Here is a 17,654-nt window from a genome sequence, read left to right on the forward strand (position 1 = left end):
GATAACTTGAGCTTGACTAGTTAGACATCTACTCGAAATGGAAAATGCATGCTCCATATAAAAAGGCCGCCTCAAAAGGATACAATCCTTTTAAGACAGCACGTATGAAATTAAGTACTATTCCATTTGTTTTGCCAAGAATACGGCAGCCGTTTCAGCAGCTTTTTGCTCTACTTTGCTGAGCTTTTCCTCTTTGGAAAATATCATTACACACCCAATTGGGTCTCCATTTGCAATAATCGGACTAATACAGTAAGATTTCAACTCTTGCTCTTGTCCATCGATAACTTCTAATTGCGTAGGATCAACCTCAAATACTTGCGACCTTTTATCAATCGTTTGTGTTAATGGATCACCAATACTTTTATTTAAATAATCCTTTTTAGACTCCCCAGCAATAGCAATTACTTCATCCCGATCACAAATTAGTACGGGTGAATGAAGTGAGTTAAACAATGCTTCTGCGTATTCTTTGGCAAAGTGACCTAATTCATTAATAGGGGAATATTTCTTTAGGATAACTTCCCCTTCTCGATCAACGAAAATCTCCAGCGGATCTCCTTCACGGATACGTAATGTTCTTCTTATTTCTTTTGGAACAACCACTCTGCCTAAATCATCAATTCTACGTACAATTCCTGTTGCTTTCATCTCTAAGCAGCCTCACTTTCTAATGATGTTTACTCATGTTCTGTTGTTTGCTTAACGAGGATGTTCAAAAAGTCCGGTAAAATTGACGCATAAAGAGAAGTAGATCTTCGACTAACTACCGACACGCCCTATGTCGAACGTCGAAGTCATCACATCCTGTGGAAGCTCGTTGACTTGCTTTTTCGTTCCTCACGTATTAGGTGCATACATTCCGGTACGGGGAGCTTCGCCACCTCGAACTCGACGAACAGGATGTGCTAGTGTCGGCTTTGTAATAGGATGTTGATTGTAGCCGACCTCGGTCTTTTTTATCCTCTTTTTGAACATTCACTAACGTGTAAAAATCACCAGGTGTGGTTTTAGTATAAATCATCCAAAAATAACTATACATTCCATGGAAAATATATTTTTAAAGAATGAACATAATTTTTATTTATCTCGATCAACGCTGCTTAGTTTTTTGATAAACTCTTCGACTAGTTCATATCTGTTATGTGCTGTTTCAGTCGTCCATTTAAAGACAACTTTCAATTTATTATTTTCTGTGCCAAGCCCGATATTACGGCCAAACGTATTCGCAACTTCAAATACCTTTGAACCGTCAATTTGCTGACTACGTGCGTCATCAACAAGCACAACAATCTTTTTGTTCCGCTCTGTAATGGACTCGACCCGTTCTCTCTTCGCATACATTTTTAACGAAGAAACCGTGAAGAGATTGTTGACCTCCACTGGATAGTCACCAAACCGGTCCATTAATTCATCCTTCAGGTCAGCAACATCCTCTGCAGTATCCATCGCTTGGAATTGCTTATAAATATTAATTTTCTGCTTCTCATCTTTAATGTAATCATCCGGAATATAGGCATCAATCTGAAGTGCTAGCTCCGGCTCAAATGGAGTAATATCCTCCAAGTCCTTGCCAGCCTTCCGTGCATCGATAGCGTCTTTCAGCATTTGCGAATACATATCAAATCCAACGGAATCAATAAATCCATGCTGCTGTGCACCAAGCAGATTACCTGCTCCGCGAATGGAAAGGTCACGCATGGCAATTTTGAACCCTGAACCCAGTTCTGTAAACTCCTTAATTGCCTGCAGGCGTTTTTCAGCTACTTCTGTCAGTACTTTATCCTTTTGATACGTAAAGTACGCATAGGCGACTCGATTCGAACGCCCAACACGTCCTCTTAATTGATACAACTGACTGAGCCCCATTCGGTCTGCATTGCTGACAATCAGTGTATTAACATTCGGGATATCAACCCCTGTCTCAATAATCGTTGTACTAACAAGAACGTCATATTCGCCTTCTAAGAAACCAAAAATAACATTTTCAAGCTCTGTTTCATTCATCTGTCCATGTGCAACTGCAATTCGAGCATCATCGACAAGCATTCCGATGTCACGAGCTACCTTGTCAATATTTTCAACACGATTATAGAGGTAGAACACTTGCCCGCCACGTGCCATTTCTCGTTCAATTGCCTCTCGAACAAAGAGCGGGTTATGCTCCATCACATAGGTTTGAATTGGAAAGCGATTTTCTGGTGGTGTTTCAATAACAGATAAATCACGGACACCAAGCATCGACATATGCAACGTTCTCGGTATTGGTGTTGCTGTTAAAGTTAACACATCAACATTTGTTTTCAATTGTTTAATTTTCTCTTTATGTTTCACACCGAAACGCTGTTCTTCATCGACAATCAGTAATCCAAGATCACGATATTCGACATCCTTGGACAGGAGGCGATGTGTACCAATTACGACATCGACTGTCCCTTGGCGAATTCCTTTTAATGTATCTGTCTGTTGCTTTCTCGTACGGAAACGACTTAAAAGTCCAATATTAATTGGATAATCTTGAAACCTCTCACGAATCGTTTCGAAATGCTGCTGTGCCAAAATCGTTGTTGGAACAAGTAGTGCCACTTGCTTGCCATCAGCTACTGCTTTAAATGCAGCACGTATTGCTACTTCTGTTTTCCCGTAACCAACATCCCCACAGAGCAGGCGATCCATAGGACGCTCTCTTTCCATATCCTGTTTAATCTCCTCAATACAACGAAGCTGATCATCCGTTTCCTGATATGGAAACGATGCTTCAAATTCACGCTGCATCTCGGTTTCCTCAGAAAAAGCAAATCCTTTCTTTGCTTCCCGTTCTGCGTACAGCTTGATTAAATCGTCTGCAATATCTTCAACAGAGGATTGGACCTTCCGCTTTACCTTTGTCCATTCTGTTCCTCCAAGCTTATACACTTTCGGTTCCTTACCTTCTGAACCAACAAACTTCTGTACAAGATCAATTTGTTCAATCGGGACAAATAACTTATCATCTCCCGAATACCTGAGCAGCATATAATCTTTATGCAGATTATTGACCTCAAGCGTCTCAATTCCAAGGTATTTTCCTACCCCATGATTCGCATGAACAACATAGTCACCGACTTTCAATTCCTGGTAGCTTTTTATTCGTTCCGCATTGGAAATCTTCTGTTGCTTACGCGCACGCTTGACTCGTTTTTTGAACAGTTCATTTTCCGTAATAATAGACAGCTTATGCATTGGGAGTTCAATCCCGCTCGTAATATTTCCAATCGCAATTGTCGGCTGATCTACTGGCAATCTGAGTTCAGAAGCAATCACGGCTTCAATATCATAATCTGCTAAAATGGAATGGATTTTCTCTGCGCGCTTCTCGTTCGGTGCAAAGATAACGACTGAAAAATCGCCCTTTTCCCATCGTTGCAGCTCTGTTTTAAATAAATGCATTTGTCCATGGAATTCTTGCATTGCCCGCGATGATAAATTAATAATATTCTGTGGCTGTGTGTTCGGTATATGGCGTAAAAATACGGACATATAGATTCGTTGCTGCTTCATCATACCGACAACGGTATCCCAGTCTAGTGAAAACCTGCTGTTTCTTACCATCTGGCCAGACTCAAGCAAGCTACTATACCATTCTCCTTCTTCCATATCTAAATTCGTTGCCGTTTCCTGAATCCTGCTCATTTCATCTAACATGATCAGACCATCTGAATCGAGATAATCTAATAAACTAGCAGGGTTTTCATAAAGAAAACCGATATATTTATACATTTCTTGAAAGCGCTCTAAATTCTTTAACCGGGTTATATCCTGCTCGATGACTTCGATAAGCTTTTCCTTTGCACTTGAAGCCTTCATTTTTTTAAGCGTTGCAGCATATGCTTCTTCGAGTTTATTCGCTGCTGCTAACACATCTTCATCCGTTAGCAATAACTCTGTAGCAGGTCCAATTGTAATGTTCTCTACTCGATCAAGTGATCGTTGTGTTTCTGCATCGAAGTATCGAATGGAATCAATTTCCTCATCAAATAACTCGATACGAATCGGATGCTGTTCGGTAATTGGATAAATATCAATAATTCCACCACGACGACTAAATTCGCCAGGAGTAGCAACCATAGATGTCCGTTCGTACCCCATATCGATAAGTGAGGTCAAATACGAATCAATTGCAATATCTTCCCCTGTTACAAAATGGAGTTGGTATTTACTCCAATAGCTTTTAGGAGGCAAAATCCGTTTCAATGCCGCTACCGGCGTAATAAGGATACCTGATTTCTTCCCCGACCATGCTGTCAATGCCTCAATCCGCTGGCTCCTTAATTCCGGACTGGAAATTGATATCTCAGAAGCTATCAATTCATTGACCGGATATAAGTGTACTTCATCTTCCCCCATAAACTCGGATAGGTCATCATATAGCTGTTGTGCCTGTACCAGTTGGTGTGTTACCAATAGGACAGGTCTGTTAATCGATTGATCGATTACTGATACAAGCATGCTCCTCGCAGAACCCGAAAGGCCTGCAATTAACTGCTCACGCATTCCGCTGTCAATTCCATTCATAATCGACTGGATATCTTCTTTTGATTGTAAATAATGATTAATACCCTTCATCGTCAAACTCCTCTTAAACATGTATATATAAGCGCAAAAATGCCTTGGTTTACTTAACCAAAGCTTTTGCTGCGTATGTTATTGTATAAAATAATCCAATTCATGATAATTTGGATGCTGTCCTAGAGCATGCTCGCAGTTCTCACAAATCGTTTGTATTTGCATATCTCCATTCCCATCATAATGGATCATCTCTTCTAGCTCTTTCTTGTTTAATTGATCAAAACCCAACATTGTTGTATCGACGACCTTTTGTTCTAGCTTTCCAATCGTTTGCCCACAATGCCTACACCGATATATAATTGTCATAAGATACCACCTCAGAATAAACATTCAAACACTCTTAAAAGTTTATCCTGTTGGCCTTATTTTATACATTTGCTTTACAAAAGCTAATCACTATAAGCTTATGTATCAATTATTATAATCATTCATTACTTCAAGAAACGCTTTCCCTGCCAGCCATGATTCACAAGCATCCGCTGCATGCCCGATGCTACGCTCAACATCTTCCTTTTCTGCTTTCGGAAAGGTTCCAAGCACGTAATCCACTACTGGGATCGGCGATGCAGGTCTACCTACTCCAAGACGAATGCGTTTAAATTCCTTTGTTCCTAAGTGGTCTATTGTTGATCTTACACCATTATGTCCACCGTGTCCTCCTTTTTGACGAAGGCGGATTTTTCCTGTAGGAAGGTCAAGATCATCATAAATCACAAGAACATCTTCTAAATCAACATCATAATAATCCATGACCTGCCGGATTGATTCCCCAGAAAGATTCATATAAGTCTGCGGTTGAAGAAGTATGAGCTTTTCACCCGAGAAATTCTCTAGCGCATAATCTCCCTTGAATTTGGTCTTATCCAACTTCCAATGATGGCGATTCAACAACTCATCAATTACCATAAAACCAATATTATGACGTGTTTTGTTATATTTTCTACCAGGATTTCCCAATCCCACAATACATTTCATCTTAACTTCCTCCTGAAAGTGTGTGTTCAAAAAGGAGGATAAAAATGACCAAGAATTTCGAGGCGGCGCAGCTTTGAGTACCAGAACGTATGCAATTAATACGTGAGGAACGGAAAAGCAAGCCAACGACGAAAGTCGAAGTGTCATTTTTACCGGACTTTTTGAACTTCCTCCTAAAGAGGGATTCAATACAACAACCCCTCCTACTAAGAACAGACTAACAGCTTCTTAAAGGAGGGTACATGTTGTTATTTCATATCGTTGTTATGTTATGCTTCTTTTGAATCCTTCTTCTCTGCTCCAACTAGTTCTGGTTCAGCATTTTCATCTGAAGCCTGTTCAATGTCTTCCATCGTATCAGGTGCTACAATTGTAACAACTGTTGTTTCCGGATCTTCTATAATTTCAAAGTTTCCTGTAGCTTTTAAATCACCAACTGTTAACCCTTCTCCTAATCCAAGAGAGGAAACATCGACTGCGATTTCTTCAGGTATATCGCCAGGTTTCGCACGAACTTGTACCTCATATAATGGTTGCTGTAATACGCCACCATCTTTTGAGCCTTGTGCTTCCCCTTCCAACCGAATAGCTACAGCTACGTCCATTTCCTCCGCCATATTTACAACGTAGAAATCGACGTGGATTAACTCATCTTTTATTGGATCCATTTGATATTCATGTAACATGACATCGACCGAGCTATCATTTTCGATATCTAGTGAGATAATTGCATTTCTGCCCTCGTCACGAACCGTTTTCAATAACTCAATACTATCCACTGCTACGTTCTTTGAATCTTTATCTTTTCCGTAGACAACTGCTGGAACTCGTCCACTTAGTCTAACTGCTTTATTTGCTGATTTTTTAAGACTTTCCCGTTTCGCTGCTTTTAATTTTACTGCCATGTTCATCATCCTCCAAAATTTTTAATCCAGCTCCAGCGACCAGCGACTAGCGAGACCTCCGTACGTCGCTACTCGGGCGCTTCCACCTTCGTTCATACTCTATTTCTAAAACAAAATATGTGTAAATCACGGAGTTATAAAAACTGTTAGTACAATTAATTCCCGAAATGCGGTCGATCTAAACCATTAATCAAATAAGATGCTTACAGATTGCAATTCATGCACACGTACGATTGCTTCTCCAATCAACGGTGCTACAGATAAAGCGGTAATTTTGTCACTATGTTTTTCTTCTGGGAGAGGAATACTATTCGTAATGACAAGCTCTTTAATCTGTGAGTTATTAATACGCTCAATTGCAGGACCAGATAATACAGGGTGTGTACAACAAGCATACACTTCTTTCGCTCCATTTTCTACTAAAGCGTTCGCAGCAAGTGTAATTGTACCTGCAGTATCGATAATATCATCAATTAAAATAGCCGTTTTGCCTTCAATGTTACCGATAATATTCATAATTTCCGCAACGTTGGGGCGTGGTCTTCTTTTATCGATGATTCCAATTGGCGCCTTTAGACGATCTGCCATTCGACGTGCACGTGTAACTCCTCCATGGTCTGGAGAAACAATAATCAAATCTTCCAGTTGTTTTGCCTCAAAGTAATCAGATAGAATCGGAACACCTTGCAAATGGTCAATTGGAATGTCAAAGAATCCTTGAATTTGTGGTGCATGCAAATCAAGTGTAATGACACGATTTGCACCTGCTGTTTCAATTAAGTCCGCAACCAATTTAGCTGCAATCGGTTCACGTGATCTCGCTTTACGGTCCTGCCTAGCATACCCATAATAAGGCATGACAATGTTGATGGATTTTGCTGAAGCACGTTTTAACGCATCAATCATAATTAGCAGTTCCATAATGTGTTGATTAACGGGAGCGCAAGTGGATTGAATAACGTATACGTCACAACCACGAACACTTTCTTCAATATTGATTTGAACTTCACCATCGCTGAATTTGGAAACCGTACATTTCCCAAGTGTCGTTCCGATATGAGCTGCAATATCTTCCGCTAATTTAGGGTTGGAATTCAATGTCAATACCTTCAACGATGGATCCTTATAGCTAGATGCCATGAAATAAAACCTCCGTTAATCTTTTTTTCTATTTTTAATTTTTGTTACATAGCCGTCTTTATTCGTTTGTCTTGCTCTTGCGATAGATAAGGCATCCTCAGGGACATCATCCGTGATTGTAGAGCCTGCGGCAACATAAGATCCTTTTCCTATCGTTACAGGTGCAATGAGATTGGAGTTACAACCAATAAATGCATCGTCCTCAATCGTAGTCAAGAACTTATTTGTTCCATCATAGTTTACTGTTATTGTACCACAACCAACGTTCACATTGCTTCCTACTTGCGCATCACCAATATAACTTAAGTGTGAAACCTTGCTGTTATCACCAAGTGATGTCTTTTTTATTTCTACGAAGTTACCTAGTTTGGCATCATTTCCGATTGTTGAGTCTGGCCTGATGTGTGCGAATGGGCCGATGTTCACACGATCTCCAATTCTGCTATCATTTGCCACGCTATGTTTCATAACTGTGCTTTCTCCGACATAACAGTTGGTAATCTCACTATTCGGGCCAATTTCTGCATTTGTCTTAATCGTCGTCGTTCCTTTTAAAATCGTTCCAGGATGAATGATAACGTCCGATTCAATAACAACATCTGGATCAATGTATGTATTTTCTGGATCGATGATTGCAACACCATTTCGCATATGCTTTTCATTAATGCGCTTTTTCATTGTCTTTTCTGCTTGCGCAAGCGCAACACGATCATTAACCCCTAATGTTTCATCAAAATCAGGAGTTAAATAAGCGCTAATTTTCTTGCCCTTGTTTCGCAAAATTTCGATGACATCTGGTAAATAATACTCGCCTTGTGCGTTATCATTGGAAACCTCTTGTAATGCGGCAAAAAGCGCCTCATTATCAAAGCAATAGGTTCCAGTATTGATTTCATTAACGAGAAGCTCTGATTCATTTGCATCTTTATGCTCAACGATTCGCTCTACTTCACTCGATTCATTGCGGATAACTCTACCATAGCCTGCCGGATTGTCTGTCTTAGCTGTCAAGATTGTCGCACTAGCACCTTGCTGTTCATGGTATGCGAATAGCGCTTGATAGGTATCTCCTGTGATTAAAGGCGTATCGCCACATGCAACAATGGTTGTACCTTTTTTAGCTTTAAGCAGTTCCTCCGCCTGCAGCACAGCGTGTCCTGTGCCTAGCTGTTCTTCTTGAATAACAAATTCACTTTCCTGCCCAATTTGCTCTTTTACCTTTTCGGCACCAAAACCAACAATAGTTATCATTTTATCTAAACGTACGGTATTTAACTGATCAATCACATGCTTCACCATCGGACGACCTGTCACTGGGTGTAGCACTTTATACAGCTTTGATTTCATTCTAGTTCCTTGTCCTGCCGCCAAAATAACAGCATAACGATTATTCATAAGGTAACCTCCAGGTTTTCTAATTATCCATTTTAAAATATATCGTAAAAAACAATTGATTTCAATAGATTACAGGAAGGAAATCGCGTTAAGGGGAGCTAATGAACCTGTGTTGTTTAACTAAATTGGGGTGTTTTGAAACAGAGGACGTATTTTTTAATACAGCAAGCTTTTTAAATGCGGCATCATCATGCCTGCTGTACAATTGAATTAGAAAATACGACGGATTAGTTTTAGAAAAAATTACCACAAAATAAATGCTTTTTTTCTATGCGACAAAGAAAAAAGGCTAACCTAGAACAGATTAGACCCCTTTTTTAATATAATCATGACGATTTAGGAAGCTCCCGCCTCTTCGTATTTAACTTCACTTTCTCCTGCTTGGCGATATTCTTCCAACACCGCATCTTGAATTTTAGAACGAGTACCAGAGTTTATCGGGTGTGCAATATCGCGAAATTCCCCATCAGGAGTTCTTTTAGATGGCATTGCCACAAACAATCCGTTATTTCCATCAATGACACGGATATCGTGAACAACAAATTCCTGATCTAACGTGATAGATGCAATTGCTCGCATTCTGCCCTCTGTATTAACGCGGCGTAATCTAACGTCTGTTACTTCCATGATGTTTCACCACCTTTTCCCATTTGAACTTACTGTAACTAGTTCAACAAAAGAATTTAAATTCCTGCTTAAAATATAAAAAAAGTTAAATATTTTAAATATAGGATGTTTTCCTAGAAAAAGGTGGACTGATTTCTAAATCATCATCTATCAATTGGGATCATTCAAAATTGGTGAGATCTTCCACAAAATTACCAGCTTGAATTTCAATGGTACGATGTCTTATATCTACATTTGATATTTTGACAAGTGATGTGTAATGATCAACAATTCGTTCTTCCTCTTCGTCGTCTGCTTCAGCGAGTACACCAATTGCTTGAACATGGGCATCGAATTCAGATAGCAGATTAATCATGCCTGTAATTGTTCCGCCAGCTTTCATAAAGTCATCAATGATGCACACATTCGCTCCTTCTTCCAGACTGCGTTTCGGTAATACCATAGTTTGTATTTTCCTAGACGAACCAGATACGTAGTTAATGCTAACCGATGATCCTTCTGTTACTTTTGGGTCTCTTCTAGCAATAACTACTGGTACATTCAGGAAAGATGCAACAGCATATGCCAACGGAATCCCTTTCGTCGCAACTGTTACAATCACGTCAATATCCATTTTGGAAAACTTCGAAGCAAATACACGACCAATTTCTCTGACAGTCTTCGGATCACCGAGTAAATCGCTCATGTAAAGATAACCGCCTGGTAAAATCCTGCTTGGATCTTCTAATTTTCTGCTTAGGTCATCAATAAATTGCACATTGTTTTCCTGTGAGTATTCAGGGATATATTTCACCCCTCCACCAGCACCAGTAGATCGTTGCAAATATCCCATGCCTTGACTTTGAAAAACAGCATGTATTATATCTAAATCTTCGCTAATAGAAGACTTCGTTGTATCGCATAACCTTACAAAATAAGGTAATTGTATATGTTTCCGTGGGTTCTCTAGAAAGAAATCAGTCAAAACAACTAACCGGTTACTTCTTTTCATTTTCACACCTCAAAACCGTATATTTAATTATCAATATATCATTTTCATACGTGTTTTGGCAATATTTACCCTAATAATCGAACAAGATAAACCTCATCACAAAATCCGCGCATACCGTTATAGATTCGCTTTGCCTTACTTTGATGCTCAACCAATCCGTAGATTGTCGGTCCACTCCCGCTCATTAAAACACCCGTAGCTCCTGCTTGAACCATAGTATCCTTAATATGTTCTACCTCTGGATGAAGGGCAAACGTAACAGATTCAAGTGAGTTACCGATATGTCGACATAGGCTATTAAAATCCTGCTTATTAATTGCACGCAGTATTTGATTTGTGTCTGGATGGGAAAGCTTGTCTACGTTCACTTGTCCAAAAATCGTCCTCGTCGATACACCGATATCTGGCTTTGCTAAAACCACCCAACACGGAGGTGGTGAGGATAGCTTTTCAATTTTTTCACCATAACCTCGTGCAATCGCCGTGTTACCATACACACAAAACGCTACATCCGCACCAATTGTAGAGCCAAGTTCTGCCAATTCGTCGAGTGAGATGTCTAATGACCATAATCGATTGAGCCCTCTAAGTACCGCTGCTGCATCCGTACTCCCTCCACCAAGACCCGCTGATACTGGTATATGTTTTTCCATGTTGATATGGACACCGGTCGTAATTCCATAAGTATCCTTAAAAACGCGTGCAGCTTTATATGCCAAGTTCCGTTCATCATTTGGTACATACCTGCTTTCAAGAGCTATCTCAATTTTATCCTCTTCCAAAGCATACAACTCAATGCGATCTGCTAAATCAATCGTCGTCATAATCATTTCTACATCATGATACCCATCGATTCGTTTTCTTAATACATCAAGGGATAAATTAATTTTCGCAGGGGCTTTTTCCAATATAATCGTCATTATCGTCACCTACCTTGCCACGTACTAAAAAATATAAATAATTGTACCATATTAAAAAAGCATAGGCGACCAGATTGAAGTTAGACAAGGTGATGCGAGGGCAGTTAATGAGAAAGATTAAACAAGATAAAACGTTACTCACTTCCTGTAGCCAGCAGATTTTCTGAAAAAAGAAGCAAACCCATTAGGATTTGCCTCTTCCCATATGCTGCTCAGCCATTTCAATTGCACGTTTCACCATATTACCTGCATCACGTGCTTTAATGCCCCCCCAGCCTTCTTGTTGGACAGTGTCGTAAAACCCTAACTCCTTTGCAATTTCTTCTTTCAACTGGTCTGACATCATTCCTCTACGTCGTCCCATGAAAGAACAGCCCCTTTCCATTCTTAAGTTAGTTTTCCCTTACGACACGCTTAGCTTATGCCTATATGTTAAATAAAAACGTGTAAGAAGTATGAAACAATGGAAAGATACACCTTTTATATGTACATTTTTATTGAAAATCCGGCATTCATCAGGCCCAGCAAATATATTTGCTGCAAATAAGTGAGCTTTAAGTTTTTTTACCAATAAAAAAACAGCAGACAATTGTCTACTGCTCCATTAATAAAGCTTTAGTTCGTTCATCTAAAAATTTCAATTCTACCGTCTCTGTCAATATGTCTGCATAGCTGTATGAAACACGTTCGAATGCATTCTCGTCTTGGTCAAGCTCAACAATGAAGACTGAAGGATACGTCTCTGCAAGTACTCCCGATCGTATAACCGTTTTCCTTCTCCCACCATTAGCTTTTAATTTCAACCGTTTTCCAACATGGCATTCAAGACCTTGCTTAATTTCGATTAATGTTTTAGCCACTACACTCCACCTCACTAATTAATAGTGTAACACAAACTCGTCCGACAGTCAAACAAAACTTAATATTATATCAGTAAGTCTTTTTACCTGTCAACAATAATTTTTGTCTATTTCTTATATTATTTGTATATGTTAACAATTTATGTATAATTTTGCCGAAAACTTTAGCATGACTTGTCCTAATTTATTTTTAGAATGCCTTATCCTTTGAAACAAAGGACAGCATCCTCCTTCTATTCTTCTTCTTCATCGTCTTCTTCTAAATAGGGCAAACCTGTGCGCATCAAACCTCTCGTCTCTACTCCTCCCATTCCTTTCTCTCCAGTCATCGTATTGCGTAATGCATCCCATACACTGACACTTTCCATAAATGGGGTATAGGCAATCTTAGCGGCAATATAAACAGGGTCTAACGCATGAATATTTACCCTTAATGGAGAGCTGGCATAATTTGCTCCAGCGCGTATAAGCGATTCAAAATGGGATTGACAGGCACCAGCAAAAATAACAAGCTGATCTAGATTAGAAGTCTTCCTTCTTGCTTCTCGTACCGTTTCTGCAAAATATTTAGAATGTCGATAAGCACGTAAGTCATTTTTGACGCCCTTATTTTTCGAATAAGAATCATGACCAGTAATAACGATGATATCCGGATCGATTCGCTCTACTAAGCCACCAATTTCGTCCGGCATTTCTTTCTCGTTCAAATGAATACCATGCACCTGTAAACCAATGCGCTGATACAAAGAAATACATTTTCTTAAGTACATAGGATCCCCATCTAAGTGAAGAACCTTTGCAGGGAGTTGAAAAAATTTCGCATTATTCAAATACCCATCCGTTGATTGGTAAACTCTTTTTTCCTTCATCAACTGATAGTCCTGACGAAATAGACGGTAGGAGAATTCTTCTTTCTCCTTTTCCTTCTGCTGCCGCCTTTCTACATCCTGACGCTTTGCAACAACGAGATCATGAAGTGGAGCATCTACCTCAAGTCGCATTTCTGCACCATGTAGAATTGCGGTATCTTTATTTATTGTGGCTACTCGAAATAGCAGATCATGCTGATAGGAACTGCGTGTAACAAGTTCTCCAATAGTTATGCCCATATATCCACCTCTTAGCCTTCGGTTATTCTATAGACTATGTGATAGCCTAAAATACCGTGCTTGGATAAGTTATTTTCTGGGCTTTTAAATAAAAGTGTTAGAAGGAGGTAATACCTCTACACTAAATATTTCGTAAAGAATGAGGAAAATCTGGGGAGCTGGATAAGCGAAAAAAAGCTATTGCCGCAACCATACGACAATAGCTTTCACGCATCATTTACTTTTATAAAATGTATTCGCAAGTAGTGCGAACTCCTCCATATCAAGGGATTCACCACGTCTCGATCCATCGATTCCAGTCGATTCTAATATCGCTGTAATTTCATCCTTTGTATACTGCTCCTTGAAGAAGTTAGATAGATTATTTCGCAATGTCTTTCTCCGTTGTGCAAAGCTTGCTTGTACGAGCTCAAAAAAGAAATCTTCATCCACTACTTCAACCGGAGGTTTATCCCTAATTACAAGCTGCAAGATACTCGAATCCACATTTGGTTGTGGCATAAATACGCTTTTCGGTACAGTCATCACAACCTTTGCTTCTGTGTAATACTGAACTGCAATGGTCAATGATCCATAGCTCTTACTATTCGGCTTTGCAGCCATTCGTTCTGCGACCTCTTTTTGAATCATAACGGTCAAGCTTGTTACCGGTAATCTATCACGAACAAGCTTCATCAAAATCGGTGTTGTAATATAATAAGGCAGATTTGCAACCACATGAATTGGCTGATTCGGTTTAAAATGTGTACGAATGACAGCTTCCACATCTGCTTCTAAAATATCTTGATGAATAATCTCTACGTTGGAATAATCGTGAAGCGTATCCTTCAAAATTGGTAATAGACGTTGGTCAATTTCAAAAGCTACAACCTTGTCTGAGTGGATTGCCAACTGTTCCGTTAACGCACCCATACCAGGGCCAATTTCAATTGCACCCGCTTCCTCATCAATCCCTGCGTGCTTAATAATATTCTCTAATACATTGACATCTACCAAGAAGTTTTGGCCAAGACTCTTTTTAAAAGAGAACTTATATTTATTCAAAATTTCTTTCGTTCTTGAAGGAGTTGCTATATATTTTTTAGACATCCTTTTCCTCCTGTTGTATCGCTTTTATAGCTTGCTCAAATTGCGCTTTCGTAATTTGAAATTGGGTTAGCCGTTTCAGTAGCTGCTTTCCATTCGTATGCCCGATTTGTAAGAGCTCACCAAGCTTATCTCGACGCACGCTTGCTTTTGGTCCACCAATCAAACCGTATTCAATTAAATCCGCTTTCTGAATCTCACTTTCGTGTATATTCGCTAATTCATAGACCTCTTTTAGAGCATGCCGGATCGTTTCGATACTAGCATGTTCAATACCGAGACTTTTATTTTTCGGATTCTTAGCTCTTGCTTGATCTCTCGTTAGAAAAGCATGTTTACATCCTGGAACAGCTTGATCAACAATATGGCGGATACGCTCACCTGGATAATCTGGATCTGTAAAAATAATAACGCCACGTTTTTCCTTCGCATGCCTTATCCGAGCTAACGTCTCTTTATTGATTGCTGACCCATTGGTTTCTATCGTATCTGCATTAACGGCTAGTTGAACTTTCGTTGTATCATCTCTTCCTTCAACAACAATGATTTCTTTAATTTTCAATCGATTTCCTCCACTACTTATACGGTTCGTATATAAAATAATGCTCTTATCATTTTAGCATGATAAGAGCATTTTATTCTATCGTTTATAGAAAACATTGCTTTAATCTAACACCTTCACTTGAACGGTTTTTACTCCCCATGAATAAGCAGCAGATTTTGATGGTACATGGACATCAATGCGATTTCCTTTTATATTCCCACCTGTATCACCAGCAATTGCTTCTCCATAGCCTTCAACCCATACCTTTGTTCCAAGTGGGATCACATTTGGGTCGACAGCAATTACTTTCATATTCGGATTAGCGCTTAGGTTAATACCTGTTGCTGTTACACCAGAACATCCACCACATTCTGACGTAAACGCGCTCGCTGTCACCGTAATCGTTTTCCCGCCTTGATTAGTTGTTTCATTAGCAAGTGTAACTAGGTTTGACTCCTGCACTTCTTCCTTCGTACCAACTGCTACAACACGATTAACACGTTCTTCTGTCACATCTTCACTGATTAGCTCACGGCTTACTTCCTTGCCATTTTCCTTGGTTACTTTAAAACGCTTTGTAACCGCGCCTTCTTCACCTTCTGAAATGACCTTCTCTTCCCCTTTTAAAAGCGAGCTATCTTGACGCTCCTCTATGTCAAATGCGATTGTTTCTGTAACTTCCTCTTCATCGATAGCTACACGTACAATATCAATTGTTTTTCCTTTGGTTACTTTTTCATCAAGCGCTGGAGTGATTCGATCATCCGAGCCTTTTTCATAATCCACGTCCGCTTCCTTTAACAGATCGTTTACGGTACCACCTGTTGTCCAGACCTCTTTCTCATTGCCACCATCATTGATCGTAACCTGATATGCCTTAACAACCTCAATATGTAAGCCATCTTCCGTTACTTCTGTTGGCTGATGCGATATTTCATCACGCTCTTTGAAAGCCAAATCTTGTTCTATTAAAAAATCCTCTATGGTATCTGCAGTGGTGTAATAAGCCTGTTCTTCACCATCAATACTTACTGTAATTTGCTTTGCTGTTTTATACGTAATTTCCATCCCATCTTCAATCAAATCAGCTTCATCATGTGATAAGAAATCATGTGCTCCAACAGCTATTCCTACTTCTTGAAGCAAGTCTCCAACTGTATTTGTGTGTGTGCTGATTGTTTGAATTTCTCCGTTGTCTGTAAATACTACTTCCGCTTTCATCGCTTCAACTAGTACAAACACTGAAAATAAAACAAGTGCTAAAACACCAATACTTGAAATAACCAGCTTCTTTTTCGATGCCGGCAAAAGCTTATGAACTAATTCCATGTGCCTGCCCCCTTATTCCCAATTGATTATATAAACGGGGGGTGGCAAAGTCAAAGCCACTGGGGTTACGATTCATTTACAGTTATATTACGCACTTTCTATTTTTCATGGAATTCCATTCATAAAAACATCTAATTCCTTGTTAAATCAACGTTCCACTCTGTTACATAATTGAAACAAAAAGAAGACTGATAGCGTTATCAGTCTCCTTTTTTCTTCCATATTTAGGGGGTATTGTTACGTAAAATTACTGTTTTTTTACTTCACACCAAATAAATTACATGCATTTCGGGTTGTAGCTTCACCAATTTCTCCAACGCTCATTTCTCGTAATTCGGCAATTTTTTCAGCTACTAATTTTACATATGCCGGTTCATTACGCTTTCCGCGATTTGGATGTGGTGCAAGATACGGTGCATCTGTCTCAATTAATAATTTGTCTAGTGGTACCTGCTTTGCAACCTCTTTCGGTAGTAGAGCATTTTTAAACGTAACAGGGCCGCCAAGCGAAATATAGAAATTCATGTCCAGACATGCTTGGACATAATCTACGGAATCATTATAGCAATGCATGATTCCTCCTACTTTCTTCGCATCTTCTTCCTGTAAAATCTTAATAATATCTTCTGTTGCCTCACGGTTATGAATAATGATTGGCATGTTTACCTTCTTTGCTAAATGGATTTGCTTGCGGAATACTTCCTTTTGTACTTCTTTCGGAGATTTATCCCAATGATAATCCAACCCCATTTCACCGAGCGCTACAACCTTTGGATGTGCCGATAATTCCTCAATCCAAGTAAGATCTTCCTCTGTCATATCAATCGCATCAACCGGATGCCAGCCAACTGCTGCATAAATATTTTCGTTCTGTTCTGCGATTTCAATTGCAAGTGGAATCGTTTCTCTGTCAAATCCAACGACAACCATTCGCGTTACACCTGCATCAAATGCCCGACCAATCGTTTCTGGCAAATCCTCTGTAAATTGCCTTGCATTTAAGTGGACATGTGTATCAAATAGCATATTATTCATCCTTTTCATTTGTTAATTTAAGAAGTTACCATAAGATTATTCTGATGAGAACACTGAACTTGCGCACCGATTCAAGTAAGTGCACTGGAGAGTTTAGCACTCATCGGCTAATTGTGAATATCAGCATTTC

At 39.4% G+C, this 17,654-nt stretch carries 17 protein-coding genes; all 17 read right to left on the reverse strand.

The features are described 5' to 3' along the window. Positions 1 to 117: 117 nt before the first annotated feature. The 17 genes from spoVT to F1560_RS16790 all read right to left on the reverse strand — a co-directional run bounded on the left by spoVT (position 118) and on the right by F1560_RS16790 (position 17,515). On the reverse strand, positions 118 to 651 hold the full coding sequence (gene spoVT / locus F1560_RS16710) for a stage V sporulation protein T (protein ID WP_149475791.1): 534 nt from the start codon (positions 649 to 651) through the stop codon (positions 118 to 120). Positions 652 to 1,080: 429 nt separating this feature from the next. Next, positions 1,081 to 4,605 (reverse strand): transcription-repair coupling factor, encoded by a 3,525-nt coding sequence (mfd, locus tag F1560_RS16715; protein WP_149475792.1) that lies wholly within the window; start codon positions 4,603 to 4,605, stop codon positions 1,081 to 1,083. Positions 4,606 to 4,683: 78 nt separating this feature from the next. Then, the gene (gene fin / locus F1560_RS16720; protein WP_149475793.1) at positions 4,684 to 4,914 is read right to left on the reverse strand and encodes an anti-sigma-F factor Fin; all 231 of its coding nucleotides are present in this window, start codon (positions 4,912 to 4,914) and stop codon (positions 4,684 to 4,686) included. Between the two features lie 105 nt (positions 4,915 to 5,019). Further along, on the reverse strand, positions 5,020 to 5,583 hold the full coding sequence (pth, locus tag F1560_RS16725; RefSeq protein WP_149475794.1) for an aminoacyl-tRNA hydrolase: 564 nt from the start codon (positions 5,581 to 5,583) through the stop codon (positions 5,020 to 5,022). Between the two features lie 269 nt (positions 5,584 to 5,852). Next, positions 5,853 to 6,488 (reverse strand): 50S ribosomal protein L25/general stress protein Ctc, encoded by a 636-nt coding sequence (locus F1560_RS16730; RefSeq protein WP_149475795.1) that lies wholly within the window; start codon positions 6,486 to 6,488, stop codon positions 5,853 to 5,855. A 186-nt stretch (positions 6,489 to 6,674) separates the two neighbouring features. After that, positions 6,675 to 7,628 (reverse strand): ribose-phosphate diphosphokinase, encoded by a 954-nt coding sequence (locus F1560_RS16735; protein WP_149475796.1) that lies wholly within the window; start codon positions 7,626 to 7,628, stop codon positions 6,675 to 6,677. 15 nt (positions 7,629 to 7,643) lie between these two features. Next, on the reverse strand, positions 7,644 to 9,023 hold the full coding sequence (glmU, locus tag F1560_RS16740; RefSeq protein ID WP_149475797.1) for a bifunctional UDP-N-acetylglucosamine diphosphorylase/glucosamine-1-phosphate N-acetyltransferase GlmU: 1,380 nt from the start codon (positions 9,021 to 9,023) through the stop codon (positions 7,644 to 7,646). Positions 9,024 to 9,359: 336 nt separating this feature from the next. Next, entirely contained in the window at positions 9,360 to 9,650 is a 291-nt protein-coding gene (gene spoVG, locus F1560_RS16745; protein ID WP_149475798.1) for a septation regulator SpoVG, read from the reverse strand. 160 nt (positions 9,651 to 9,810) lie between these two features. After that, positions 9,811 to 10,641, reverse strand: coding sequence for a pur operon repressor (gene purR, locus F1560_RS16750; RefSeq protein ID WP_149475799.1), 831 nt, complete (start codon positions 10,639 to 10,641; stop codon positions 9,811 to 9,813). A 65-nt stretch (positions 10,642 to 10,706) separates the two neighbouring features. Continuing rightward, positions 10,707 to 11,561 carry a 4-(cytidine 5'-diphospho)-2-C-methyl-D-erythritol kinase gene (ispE, locus tag F1560_RS16755; RefSeq protein ID WP_149475800.1) on the reverse strand — a complete coding sequence of 285 codons (855 nt, stop codon included), beginning with the start codon at positions 11,559 to 11,561 and terminating at the stop codon, positions 10,707 to 10,709. 184 nt (positions 11,562 to 11,745) lie between these two features. Continuing rightward, complete coding sequence (locus F1560_RS16760; RefSeq protein ID WP_149475801.1) at positions 11,746 to 11,925, reverse strand: small, acid-soluble spore protein, alpha/beta type; 180 nt, start codon at positions 11,923 to 11,925, stop codon at positions 11,746 to 11,748. Between the two features lie 229 nt (positions 11,926 to 12,154). Continuing rightward, positions 12,155 to 12,421, reverse strand: a complete 267-nt coding sequence (gene veg / locus F1560_RS16765; protein WP_149475802.1) for a biofilm formation stimulator Veg — start codon at positions 12,419 to 12,421, stop codon at positions 12,155 to 12,157. A 233-nt stretch (positions 12,422 to 12,654) separates the two neighbouring features. Beyond that, positions 12,655 to 13,530, reverse strand: coding sequence for a sporulation peptidase YabG (gene yabG / locus F1560_RS16770; RefSeq protein ID WP_149475803.1), 876 nt, complete (start codon positions 13,528 to 13,530; stop codon positions 12,655 to 12,657). Positions 13,531 to 13,743: 213 nt separating this feature from the next. Next, the gene (gene rsmA / locus F1560_RS16775) at positions 13,744 to 14,619 is read right to left on the reverse strand and encodes a 16S rRNA (adenine(1518)-N(6)/adenine(1519)-N(6))-dimethyltransferase RsmA (protein ID WP_149475804.1); all 876 of its coding nucleotides are present in this window, start codon (positions 14,617 to 14,619) and stop codon (positions 13,744 to 13,746) included. Further along, positions 14,612 to 15,178, reverse strand: a complete 567-nt coding sequence (rnmV, locus tag F1560_RS16780; protein WP_149475805.1) for a ribonuclease M5 — start codon at positions 15,176 to 15,178, stop codon at positions 14,612 to 14,614. Before rnmV ends, rsmA begins: the two co-directional genes overlap by 8 nt. A gap of 102 nt (positions 15,179 to 15,280) precedes the next feature. Beyond that, positions 15,281 to 16,489, reverse strand: coding sequence for a resuscitation-promoting factor (locus tag F1560_RS16785; RefSeq protein ID WP_149475806.1), 1,209 nt, complete (start codon positions 16,487 to 16,489; stop codon positions 15,281 to 15,283). Between the two features lie 258 nt (positions 16,490 to 16,747). Continuing rightward, entirely contained in the window at positions 16,748 to 17,515 is a 768-nt protein-coding gene (locus F1560_RS16790; RefSeq protein WP_149475807.1) for a TatD family hydrolase, read from the reverse strand. Positions 17,516 to 17,654: the final 139 nt, after the last annotated feature.

The organism is Oceanobacillus polygoni, assembly GCF_008304605.1.
In the GTDB taxonomy this organism is placed as follows: Bacteria; Bacillota; Bacilli; order Bacillales; family Amphibacillaceae; genus Oceanobacillus; species Oceanobacillus polygoni.

Excerpts from the sequence above, each read along its gene's own strand:
- rsmA (WP_149475804.1), bottom strand. The coding sequence starts at position 14,619 with ATGTCTAAAAAATATATAGCAACTCCTTCAAGAACGAAAGAAATTTTG.
- spoVT (WP_149475791.1), bottom strand. The coding sequence starts at position 651 with ATGAAAGCAACAGGAATTGTACGTAGAATTGATGATTTAGGCAGAGTG.
- purR (WP_149475799.1), bottom strand. The coding sequence starts at position 10,641 with ATGAAAAGAAGTAACCGGTTAGTTGTTTTGACTGATTTCTTTCTAGAG.
- spoVG (WP_149475798.1), bottom strand. The coding sequence starts at position 9,650 with ATGGAAGTAACAGACGTTAGATTACGCCGCGTTAATACAGAGGGCAGA.
- F1560_RS16790 (WP_149475807.1), bottom strand. The coding sequence starts at position 17,515 with ATGCTATTTGATACACATGTCCACTTAAATGCAAGGCAATTTACAGAG.
- ispE (WP_149475800.1), bottom strand. The coding sequence starts at position 11,561 with ATGACGATTATATTGGAAAAAGCCCCTGCGAAAATTAATTTATCCCTT.
- fin (WP_149475793.1), bottom strand. The coding sequence starts at position 4,914 with ATGACAATTATATATCGGTGTAGGCATTGTGGGCAAACGATTGGAAAG.
- F1560_RS16760 (WP_149475801.1), bottom strand. The coding sequence starts at position 11,925 with ATGGGACGACGTAGAGGAATGATGTCAGACCAGTTGAAAGAAGAAATT.
- F1560_RS16785 (WP_149475806.1), bottom strand. The coding sequence starts at position 16,489 with ATGGAATTAGTTCATAAGCTTTTGCCGGCATCGAAAAAGAAGCTGGTT.
- F1560_RS16735 (WP_149475796.1), bottom strand. The coding sequence starts at position 7,628 with ATGGCATCTAGCTATAAGGATCCATCGTTGAAGGTATTGACATTGAAT.
- glmU (WP_149475797.1), bottom strand. The coding sequence starts at position 9,023 with ATGAATAATCGTTATGCTGTTATTTTGGCGGCAGGACAAGGAACTAGA.
- yabG (WP_149475803.1), bottom strand. The coding sequence starts at position 13,530 with ATGGGCATAACTATTGGAGAACTTGTTACACGCAGTTCCTATCAGCAT.
- F1560_RS16730 (WP_149475795.1), bottom strand. The coding sequence starts at position 6,488 with ATGGCAGTAAAATTAAAAGCAGCGAAACGGGAAAGTCTTAAAAAATCA.
- mfd (WP_149475792.1), bottom strand. The coding sequence starts at position 4,605 with ATGAAGGGTATTAATCATTATTTACAATCAAAAGAAGATATCCAGTCG.
- pth (WP_149475794.1), bottom strand. The coding sequence starts at position 5,583 with ATGAAATGTATTGTGGGATTGGGAAATCCTGGTAGAAAATATAACAAA.